The following is a 9,289-nucleotide window of genomic DNA, read 5'->3' as shown; positions in this document are numbered from 1 at the left end:
TCGGCCCGCTGGCGGCGGCGGCGCCCGCGCCGGCCGTGGCGGAGGGCGAAGGCGCCAGGGTGTTCCGCGCCTGCGCCGCCTGCCATGCGCTGCGGGCGACGGCGGGGCCGATGGCCGGGCCGCATCTGCAGGGGCTGTTCGGCCGCCGCATGGGCAGCGTGCCGGACTACCCCTATTCGGAGCGCCTGGCGCGGGGCGACATCACCTGGACGCCGGAGACGGTGGCAGACCTTTTCACCCGCGGCCCGGATGTGGTGACGCCGGGGACGCGCATGCCGGTGCAGCGGCTGGAAAACCCGCAGGAGATGGCCGCGCTGCTGCGCTTCCTGGAGGGGGCGACGCGGTAGCGGAGCGGAGTGCTGCCCCAGAACCCCGGCGGGCGTGGCGGCACTGCCGCCGATCTACCCGGCCGGCCATTGCGCACCGGCTGGTGCGGCGGTTGCACGCCGGGCTCGACGACATCCAGGCATGCCTGGGCCCCGGCAGCTGCCGGGGCGATACTTGGCTCGGAGATGCTCGCTTTCCGAGCCGAATATCGCATGTAGGCTTGACGTGGCGGCCACACGCCCGTGGACCGACACCGGTTAGCATTTCGCGCGGCCGGGTTCGTCGGGCCGGTTCAGCGGCTGCGGCAGAACGCGAACCGGGGTCAGCAGGCGGCTCCCCGGCAGGGCATGAGCGAAGCTCCTCCAGTCCTCACCGCCGCTCGCTGCTGCCCGTCACTCGTCCCTCCCGGTCGTAGATCCGCGTCGTCCCGCCTCGCGTCTCGCTGCGGCCCACCGGCCTTCCCTGCGCGTCGAAATACCGCGTCACCTCGCCACGCGTCTCGGCCCGCCCGGTCGGGCGGCCGGCGGGATCGTAGCGGCGCAGCGCCCCGCCGCGCTGCGCGGTGCGGCCCAGCAGCCGGCCCTCCGCGTCGGTGTAGCGGGTCTCCGTCCCGCTGGTCCGGGCCCGGCCGGTCATCCGCCCCTGCGCATCGAAGCTGATGGTCTCGTCCCCACGGGTCTCGCTGCGGCCGAGATAGCGGCCCTGCCGGTCGTAATGCCGCTCCGTCTGCGCCACCGCCGGCAGGGCGAGGAGCAGGGCCAGCAGCGGGAGGATGCGGCGCATCGCCGGCCTCAGGGCAGCAGACGGTAGAGGGTGACGGGACGGGTGTCGCGGTCCTCCAGCTCCCGCGTCACCGGCACCTCCAGCCGGAAGACCGGGGCGAGCCCCTCCCGCGGCAGGTAGGCACGGCCGGGATCGGCCAGCAGCACCTCCGCCCCGGCGGCGGCCAGGCGGCGCAGCCAGGGCAGGATGTGGTTGGTCATCGGCGCCTCGTAGCAGACATCGCCCGCCAGCACCGTGTCCCAGCGGCAGGGGGCGCCAACCAGGTCGCCCTCCAGCGTGGCGACGGCCGCGCCGTTGCGCGCGGCGTTCAGCCGCGTGGCGGCGATGGCCAGCGGATCGATCTCCGCCGCCTCCACCAGCGCCGCGCCGGCCCTGGCGGCGGCGATGGCGGCGAGGCCGCAGCCGGCGGCGAAATCCAGTACCCGCTTGCCCCGTACCCGCCCCGGCTCGTCCAGCAGCAGCCGGGCCATGGCCACGCTGCCGGGCCAGGCGAAGGCCCAGAAGGGCGGCTCGATCCCCTCCTGCGCCAGCCAGGCCTCGGTGGCCTGCCAGATGGGGGTGATCTCGGTGGCAAGCTGCAGGGTGATCTCCGGCACCAGGGGCGCCGTGGCCGGGGCGGTATGGGCCAGGATGAAGGCCTCGGCGGCGTCGGCCGGGCGGTACGGGCCGGGGCGCTCCGCGGCGCCGGGGGCGTCGCCCTCGCGCCGGCGGGCCGCCGCGCCCTCTGCCGGGACGGGCGCGCTCACAGCCGCCCGATCAGGAAGGCCAGCGCCACGGCCAGCCCCACTTCCCGGTTCGCCTTGAACAGCGTCAGGCAATGGCCGGGATCGTGGATGTCGAGCGTGAGGACCTGCCGCGCCAGTAGCGCCGCCGGCAGCGCCAGGGCCGGCAGGTAGAACCAGTGCAGCCCTGCCACCCAGCCGGCGAGCGCCAGCAGTGCCAGGGTGGCGCCGTAGCACGCCACGAGGAAGGGCCGCGTCCGCTCCCCGAAGCGCAGCGCCGTGCTGCCGATGCCCACCGCGGCGTCGTCCTCCCGGTCCTGATGCGCGTAGATCGTGTCGTAGCCGAGGATCCACGTGAAGCCGGCGGCCCAGAGGATCAGCGCCAGCGGCCCCACCTGCCCGGTCGCCGCCGCCACCCCTTCCGGCGCGGCCCAGGAGAAGGTGAGGCCGAGCATCGCCTGGGGCCAGTGGGTGACGCGCTTGGCCAGGGGGTAAAGCAGGATGGGCAGCAGGGAGCAGAGGCCCAGCAGGATCGCCGTCCGGTTCAGCTGCACCAGCACGGCCAGGCCGATGAGGCAGAGCCCCGCCAGGAAGGCCAGCGCCTGGAGGGGCGTGACGGTCCCCGCTGCCAGCGGCCGGCCGCGGGTGCGCTCCACCTTGCGGTCGATGTCGCGGTCCCAGAGGTCGTTCACCACGCAGCCGGCGCCGCGCATCGCCACCGCGCCGATGCCGAAGAGCAGGGCGAGCCGCCCCCCCTCCGCCCAGGAGGGCGCCACCAGGGCGAAGGCCCAGAGCCCGGGCAGGAAGAGCAGCCAGGCGCCGATCGGCCGGTCCAGCCGCGCCAGCAGCGCATAGGGCCGCCAGCCCTGGGGCAGCCGCCCCACCCAGCCGCTCACGGCGATATCCGTATAGCCCTGCATCCCTGCCTGCGTCCTTGCCCCATGGGCCCGTTGCGAAAGGCGGCGCCGGCCGAGGCCCCGGCGCGGCCGGGACCCGGCCCGCCCGCTGCGGCCCCGGGGGAGCCTTGCCTTCCGCCTCTCTTCCAGCGAAAGGGCGGCATGTCCACCCCGCGCCTCTTCCTCGATGCGCCGCTGGAGGCCGGGCGGGAAATCCCCCTGCCCCCGGCCCAGGCGCATTACCTCGGCAGCGTCATGCGGCGCGGGGCGGGGGACCAGGTGCTGGCCTTCAACGGCGCGGATGGCGAGTGGCTGGCGCGCATCGTCGCCCTCCGGAAGGACCGCGGCAGCCTGGTGCCGGACCGCCGCACCCGGCCGCAGGCCAGCTGTCCCGATCTCCGCCTGCTGGTCGCCGTGCTGAAGCGGGAGGCGATGGAATGGGTGGTGGAGAAGGCGACGGAGCTCGGCGTCGCCCGCATCCAGCCGGTGCTGACGCGGCGGAGCGTGGTGGACCGGGTGAACCTTGCCCGCCTCACCGCCATCGCCCGGGAAGCCGCCGAGCAATGCGAGCGGCTGGACCTGCCCATGCTGGACGAGGCCCGGCCGCTGCATGGCGTGCTGGATGGCTGGGACGGCACCCCCCTGCTGGTGGCGGCGGAGCGGGCCGGCGCCCCGCCCCTGGCCGCGGTGCTGGAGGGGTTGCAGCTGCCCGCCGCCTGGCTGGTGGGGCCGGAAGGCGGGTTCGACCGGGCGGAGCTTGACGATCTGCGCCGGCGTGCCTTTGTTTCGCCTGTCGGGCTCGGGCCCCGCATCCTGCGGGCGGAGACGGCGGCGGTGGCCGGGCTGGCCCTTCTTCAGGCCCGGGCGGGCGACTGGAACCAGAGCTGAGCGAATGCCGGGCGCGCCGCCCGCGACGCCGAGACAGGGAAATGCATAATGTCCAACCCCGGCGAAGCGGATCTGACGCCGATCACCTCCGTGCGGCAGCTTGCCGAATGGTTCGCCGTCGGCAGCAAGCCGCGGGCGCAATGGGGCGTGGGCACGGAGCACGAGAAATTCGGCTTCTTCCGGGAGGGTTACGCGACCCCGCCCTATGAGGGGGCGGGCGGCATCCGCGCCATCCTGGAAGGCTTCATGGCGCGCGGCTGGGCGCCGATCCTCGACAATGGCAACCCGATCGGGCTGAAGCGCGGCGGCGCCTCCATCAGCCTGGAGCCGGCGGGGCAGCTCGAGCTCTCCGGCGCCATCCTGCCGGATCTGCACGGGACGGCGCGGGAGCTCGGGGCGCATCTGCGGGAGATGCATGCGGTGGCGGAGCCGCTGGGGGTGGGCTTCGCCGCCCTCGGCTTCCACCCACTGCACACAAGGGCGGAGATGCCCTGGATGCCCAAGGGCCGCTACGCCATCATGCGGCGCTACATGCCGACGGTGGGCTCGCTCGGTCTCGACATGATGACCCGCACCTGCACGGTGCAGGCGAATCTCGATTATGGCGACGAAGCCGACATGGTGGAGAAGCTGCGCGTGTCGCTCGCGCTGCAGCCGGTGGCGACGGCGCTGTTCGCCAATTCGCCCTTCACCGAAGGCAGGCCGAACGGCTTCCGCAGCGCGCGGGCGCAGGTCTGGACCGATACCGATGGCGACCGCACCGGCATCCCCGAGGTGGTGTTCGAGCCGGGCTTCGGCTTCGAGCGCTTCGCCGAATGGCTGCTGGACGTGCCGATGTATTTCGTCATGCGCGACGGCAAGTGGCTGGACGCGGCCGGGAAGAGCTTCCGCGCCTTCCTCGACGGCAGGCTGGACCTGCTGCCGGGCGAGCGGGCGACGATGGGCGACTTCGCCGACCATGTGACCACCGCCTTCACCGATGTGCGGCTGAAGCGCTTCCTCGAGATGCGCGGCTCGGATGTCGGCAGCCCGGCAATGATCCTGGCGAAGCCCGCGCTCTGGGTCGGGCTGCTCTATGAAGACGCAGCGCAGAAGGCGGCGGCCTCGCTGGTGCGCGACTGGAGCGTGGCGGAGATCCGCGCGCTGCGCGCGGCGGTGCCGCGGGACGCGCTGGGCGCCGAGATCGGCGGCCGCACGGTGCGCGAGGTGGCGCGGGAGGTGCTGGCCATCGCGCGGGACGGGCTGCGCGCGCGCGGCCTGGGCGAGGAGGTCTATCTTGCGCCGCTCGAGGAGATCGTGGCGAGCGGGATGACCCAGGCCGACCGGCTGCTGGCGCTGTACCATGGCGCCTGGCGCGGCGATGCGCGGCAGGCGCTGCTGCAGGCCGAGGTGTGATGGCGATGGCCCGGCGCGGTGCGCAGGGAGAATGCGGCCCGGGCAGGCCCGGCAGGCCGCCGGCAAGCGGAGGCGGCAGGATGGCGATGCGTTGGGTTGCGGCCCTGGTGGTGGCGCTGGCTTGGGCACTGCCGGCGGCGGGGCAGGAGCAGCGCTCGCCCTGGGGCGGGCCGGACAGCCCCGGCGGGCTGTTCGGCGGCGGGCTGTTCGACGGCCGCCCGGCGGAGGCCGATACCGACCGCGACGGCCGCCTCACCCATGACGAGGTCTGGAGCTGGCTCCGCCAGCGCTTCGACCAGGCCGACCGCAATGGCGACGGAAGGCTGAGCGCGCAGGAGGTGCCGTCGCATCGGCGCGCGCAATCCACCTTCCGCGCCGCCGATGCGGACCGCAACGGCCATGTCACGCCGGAGGAGCTGCGGCCGCTGTCGGAGATGTGGTTCCGCTCGCTGGACGCGAATGGCGACAATGCGCTGACCGGACGGGAGATGCCGCGCCGGCGGCCGACTAGACCTGCTTCGCCATGAAGACCCGCGGCAGCCCCTTCTCCACCCGCCGCCCCGTCTCGACATAGCCGCGCTTCAGGTAGATGGCGATGTTCGCCGCCATCTTCTGGTGGGTGTAGAGGCGGATCTCGGCGAAGCCGCGGCGCCGCGCCTCTTCTTCGGCGAAGTCCAGCAGCCGGCTGCCATCGCCCATGCCCTTGCGCGCCGGGTCCACCGCGATGTTGTCCAGCAGCAGGTGGTCCGGCTGGTCCTCCAGCACCAGGATGCCGCTGATGGCGCCATCCGCCGCCTCCAGCACGAAGGTCTGGCCGGCGGCGACGCGCGCCGCGTAATCGTCATCCAGCGGCCCCGGCCGCTGGCCGATCTGTGACACCCAGGGCGTGTAGGCCGCCTCGACGATGGCGGCGACGCGCGCCGCCTCATCCGGCCGCGCCGGGCGGATGCTCATACGGTCGCGCACGGGCACGCCCCTAGACAGCCGTGCCACCCACGGTCAGGCCGGCGAGCTTCAGGGTGGGCTGGCCGACGCCCACCGGCACCCCCTGCCCCTGCTTGCCGCAGGTGCCGATGCCGGGGTCCAGCGCCATGTCGTTGCCCACCATCGCCACCTTGGTCAGGCTGTCCGGCCCGTTGCCGATCAGGGTCGCGCCCTTCACCGGCGCGCCGATCTTGCCGTCCTCGATGAGGTAGGCCTCCGAGGCGGAGAAGACGAATTTGCCCGAGGTGATGTCCACCTGGCCACCGCCGAAATTCACCGCATAGAGGCCGCGCTTCACGCTGCGGATGATCTCCTCCGGCGCATGCGCCCCGCCCAACATGACGGTGTTGGTCATGCGCGGCATCGGGATATGGGCATGGCTCTGGCGGCGGCCATTGCCGGTGGGGGCCACGCCCATCAGCCGGGCGTTCTGCCGATCCTGCAGGAAGCCCACCAGCACGCCATCCTCGATGAGCACGGTGCGGTGGCTCGGCGTGCCCTCATCGTCCACGGTCAGGCTGCCGCGGCGGTCCGGGATGGTGCCGTCATCCACCACCGTCACGCCGGGGGCGGCGATCCGCTGACCCAGCAGCCCGGCGAAGGCGCTGGTCTTCTTGCGGTTGAAGTCGCCCTCCAGCCCATGGCCGATGGCCTCGTGCAGCAGGATGCCGGGCCAGCCGGGGCCGAGCACCACCTCCATCTCCCCCGCCGGGGCCGGCACGCTCTCAAGGTTCACCAGCGCCTGGCGCAGGGCTTCGTCCACCGCCCCCTTCCAGCTCGCCTCGCCGAGGATCCGGGCATAGTCGAAACGGCCGCCCATGCCATGGCTGCCAGTCTCCCGCCGCCCATCCTGCTCCAGCACCAGCGCCACGTTCAGCCGCACCAGCGGGCGGAGGTCGGCCACCCTTGTGCCATCCGGCCGCAGCACCTGCACCGCCTGCCATTCCCCGGCCAGCGAGGCCATGACCTGCTTCACCCGGGGGTCGCGGCCGCGGGCATAGGCGTCGATCTCCGCCAGCAGCTTCGTCTTGGCCGCGAATTCCATCGCCGCCAGCGGGTTGGCGGCCTCGTAGAGCCTGGCGTTGGTCGCCTGCGGCGCCACGTCCAGCGTGCCGGCATGGCCCTGCTTCACCGCCTGCACGGTGGCGGCGGCACGGGCCAGCGCGGCCTCCGAGATCTCGCCGGAATGGGCATAGCCCGCCGCCTCCCCGGCCACGGCGCGCAGGCCGAAGCCGCGGGAAGCGTCGAAGGAGGCGCTGCGGATGCGGCCATCATCCAGGGAGATGACCTCGCTCTCCCGGTATTCCAGGAACAGCTCGCCATCCTCGGCGCCGGCCAGCGCCTCGCGGACCCGGCGCTCGGCCGCGTCGCGGTCCAGCTCCGCAAAGAACAGGCGGTCGGTGACCGAAAGCGGGGTGTCGAGCGGCATGAGGCTCTCCCAATGATTGCGGCGGCGCTCAGGCGGCCAGGGGGTCCAGCACCAGGGCCTGCGGAATTCGCAGCAGGGCGGTGGAGCCCTGGCCCGGGGTGCTTTCCAGGGTCAGGGTCGCCCCCTGCGCCTCGGCCAGCGCCTTGGACAGATATAGGCCGAGGCCCGAGCCGGGGAAGCGCCGGGCCAGCGAGGAATCGAGCTGGGTGAAAGGCTCGAAGGCCCGGGGGATGTCCTCCGGCTTCATGCCGATGCCGGTATCGGTCACCCGCACCAGCAGGTCGCCCCCTGGATCGCGCTCCGCATAGAGCGTCACATGGCCGCCTTCCGGGGTGAATTTCACCGCGTTGGAAAGCAGGTTCAGCAGCACCTGGCGCATCCTGAGCTCATCCGCCTTGATCCGCGGCAGGGAGGGCGGCAGCACCGCATGCAGCTCCACCCCCGCCGCGCCGGTGACGGCGCGGATCACCCGCACCGCTCCCTCGCCCAGCGCCTTCAGATCCACCTCCGTGCTGGTGACGAGGAAGCCGGTGGTCTCCGCCCGGGTCACGTCCAGGATGTCGTCGATGAGGGAGAGCAGGTGCCGCCCCGCCTCATGGATGGAACGGATGTAGTCCAGCCCCTGCTCCGCATCCGGCGCCGCGATGAAGGCCTCGGAGAAGCCGATGACAGCATTCAGCGGGGTGCGCAGCTCATGGCTCATGGCGGCGAGGAAGCGGGACTTCGCCAGGTTGGCGGCCTCGGCGGCGTCCTTCGCCCGCTCCAGTTCGGCGCGGATGCGCCGCTCCTCGGTGACGTCGGTATAGGTGATGACCCAGCCGCCGCCCGGGATAGGGTCGGACACCGTCTCCACCGCCACGCCGTTCGGCCGGGTGCGGGTGGTGCGCAGCGGGCGGGTGCGGTCCCGCCCCAGCATGGCGCGGGCCGCGGCGGTGGCGGCCTCCCCCTCCCCATACTCGCCCCGCTCCAGCATCAGGTTGACGAAATCAGCCATGGGGCGGCCCGGCGCCATCACCTCCGCCGGCAGATCCAGCAGGCGGAGGAAGACCGGGTTCACCACCTGCACCCGCCCCTCGGCATCGAACAGCGCGATGCCGTGGCGGATGTTGTCCAGCATGGCCTGCAGCGTCGCCGCGCGCTCCTTGGCGGCGCGCTCCGCCTCGGCCAGCGGGGTGATGTCGCTCATCGTCACGACGAAGCCGCCATCCGGCGTCGGGTCGGAGGTCACCTCGATGACCCGGCCATCGGTGCCGGGCCGCGTGTAGCGGGCGGGCTTGCGCCGGTCGATCGCCCCGGTCATGCGGGCGACCGCCTCGGTTTCGCTGCCATAGGCGCGCCGCGCCACCTGCTGCTCGATCAGCTCCTCAAAGCGCCGGCCAGGCACCACCGAGCCGGGCGGGTGGCCGCCCAGCTCCGCCGCCAGGGAATTCGCCGCCACCACCCGGTGCCCGGCATCGCAGTAGATGATGCCGTGGCGCATGTTGTCGAGCATGACCTGCAGCACCGCGGCGCGCTGCGCGGCGGCGGCCTGCGCCTCCACCAGCTCCGTCACATCGGTATGGGTGACGACGAAGCCGCCATCCGGCGTCGGGTTGGAGGAGACCTCGAGCCGCCGGCCATCCGGGGTCTCGCGCAGGTAGCGGATCGACCGGCTGCGGTCGATCATGGCATCGGGGCCGAGCGCCTGCTCCCCCGCCGCCGCCTCGTCGAGGAGGCCCTGGAGCTGCTGCAACCGCACCAGCTCCGCCAGGCTCATGCCGGGCGTCATGGGGCCGGCGCCGATCAGGGCCTCGGCCAGGGCATTGTGGGCGATCAGCCGGTGGTCCGGCCCGAAATAGGAGATGCCGTGGCGGACATTGTCCAGC

Annotated in this window: 10 protein-coding genes; 4 read left to right on the top strand and 6 right to left on the bottom strand. The window is 73.1% G+C overall.

The features are described from left to right. Nucleotides 1–347: c-type cytochrome (locus tag NJ376_RS15635; RefSeq protein WP_370288308.1), on the top strand; the 347-nt coding region annotated here is incomplete at its 5' end. Between the two features lie 349 nt (nucleotides 348–696). Here NJ376_RS15635 and NJ376_RS15630 read toward each other — a convergent pair. From NJ376_RS15630 to ubiA, 3 genes are all read right to left on the bottom strand, one after another. Further along, the gene (locus tag NJ376_RS15630; protein WP_252954214.1) at nucleotides 697–1,110 is read right to left on the bottom strand and encodes a type IV secretion protein Rhs; all 414 of its coding nucleotides are present in this window, start codon (nucleotides 1,108–1,110) and stop codon (nucleotides 697–699) included. 8 nt (nucleotides 1,111–1,118) lie between these two features. Continuing rightward, complete coding sequence (locus NJ376_RS15625) at nucleotides 1,119–1,742, bottom strand: class I SAM-dependent methyltransferase (RefSeq protein WP_252954215.1); 624 nt, start codon at nucleotides 1,740–1,742, stop codon at nucleotides 1,119–1,121. Between the two features lie 110 nt (nucleotides 1,743–1,852). Further along, nucleotides 1,853–2,752, bottom strand: coding sequence for a 4-hydroxybenzoate octaprenyltransferase (gene ubiA, locus NJ376_RS15620; RefSeq protein ID WP_252954213.1), 900 nt, complete (start codon nucleotides 2,750–2,752; stop codon nucleotides 1,853–1,855). Nucleotides 2,753–2,890: 138 nt separating this feature from the next. On the opposite strand from ubiA, the gene NJ376_RS15615 reads away from it, so the two are divergent. The 3 genes from NJ376_RS15615 to NJ376_RS15605 all read left to right on the top strand — a co-directional run bounded on the left by NJ376_RS15615 (nucleotide 2,891) and on the right by NJ376_RS15605 (nucleotide 5,538). After that, a complete protein-coding gene (locus NJ376_RS15615) occupies nucleotides 2,891–3,616 on the top strand; it encodes a 16S rRNA (uracil(1498)-N(3))-methyltransferase (protein ID WP_252954212.1) in 726 nt (241 codons plus the stop codon). Nucleotides 3,617–3,664: 48 nt separating this feature from the next. Further along, entirely contained in the window at nucleotides 3,665–5,011 is a 1,347-nt protein-coding gene (locus NJ376_RS15610) for a glutamate--cysteine ligase (RefSeq protein WP_252954211.1), read from the top strand. Nucleotides 5,012–5,091: 80 nt separating this feature from the next. Continuing rightward, the gene (locus NJ376_RS15605; RefSeq protein ID WP_252954210.1) at nucleotides 5,092–5,538 is read left to right on the top strand and encodes an EF-hand domain-containing protein; all 447 of its coding nucleotides are present in this window, start codon (nucleotides 5,092–5,094) and stop codon (nucleotides 5,536–5,538) included. On the opposite strand, the gene NJ376_RS15600 is transcribed toward NJ376_RS15605, so the two are convergent. The 3 genes from NJ376_RS15600 to NJ376_RS15590 all read right to left on the bottom strand — a co-directional run. Beyond that, a complete protein-coding gene (locus NJ376_RS15600; protein ID WP_252954209.1) occupies nucleotides 5,519–5,977 on the bottom strand; it encodes a GNAT family N-acetyltransferase in 459 nt (152 codons plus the stop codon). The two genes, NJ376_RS15605 and NJ376_RS15600, sit on opposite strands and share 20 nt — an antisense overlap. Before the next feature lie 10 nt (nucleotides 5,978–5,987). Further along, a complete protein-coding gene (tldD, locus tag NJ376_RS15595; RefSeq protein WP_252954208.1) occupies nucleotides 5,988–7,424 on the bottom strand; it encodes a metalloprotease TldD in 1,437 nt (478 codons plus the stop codon). 28 nt (nucleotides 7,425–7,452) lie between these two features. Beyond that, the coding region (locus tag NJ376_RS15590; RefSeq protein WP_252954207.1) for a PAS-domain containing protein at nucleotides 7,453–9,289 on the bottom strand (1,837 nt) is incomplete at its 5' end.

Origin of the sequence: Siccirubricoccus soli, from assembly GCF_024178315.1 — a bacterium.
Taxonomy (GTDB): Bacteria; Pseudomonadota; Alphaproteobacteria; order Acetobacterales; family Acetobacteraceae; genus Siccirubricoccus; species Siccirubricoccus soli.
The sequence above is the reverse complement of the archived record's forward strand: the minus strand, read 5'-3'. Positions and strand labels throughout refer to the sequence as shown.

Excerpts from the sequence above, each read along its gene's own strand:
- NJ376_RS15630 (WP_252954214.1), bottom strand. The coding sequence starts at position 1,110 with ATGCGCCGCATCCTCCCGCTGCTGGCCCTGCTCCTCGCCCTGCCGGCG.
- ubiA (WP_252954213.1), bottom strand. The coding sequence starts at position 2,752 with ATGCAGGGCTATACGGATATCGCCGTGAGCGGCTGGGTGGGGCGGCTG.
- NJ376_RS15615 (WP_252954212.1), top strand. The coding sequence starts at position 2,891 with ATGTCCACCCCGCGCCTCTTCCTCGATGCGCCGCTGGAGGCCGGGCGG.
- NJ376_RS15610 (WP_252954211.1), top strand. The coding sequence starts at position 3,665 with ATGTCCAACCCCGGCGAAGCGGATCTGACGCCGATCACCTCCGTGCGG.
- NJ376_RS15605 (WP_252954210.1), top strand. The coding sequence starts at position 5,092 with ATGGCGATGCGTTGGGTTGCGGCCCTGGTGGTGGCGCTGGCTTGGGCA.
- tldD (WP_252954208.1), bottom strand. The coding sequence starts at position 7,424 with ATGCCGCTCGACACCCCGCTTTCGGTCACCGACCGCCTGTTCTTTGCG.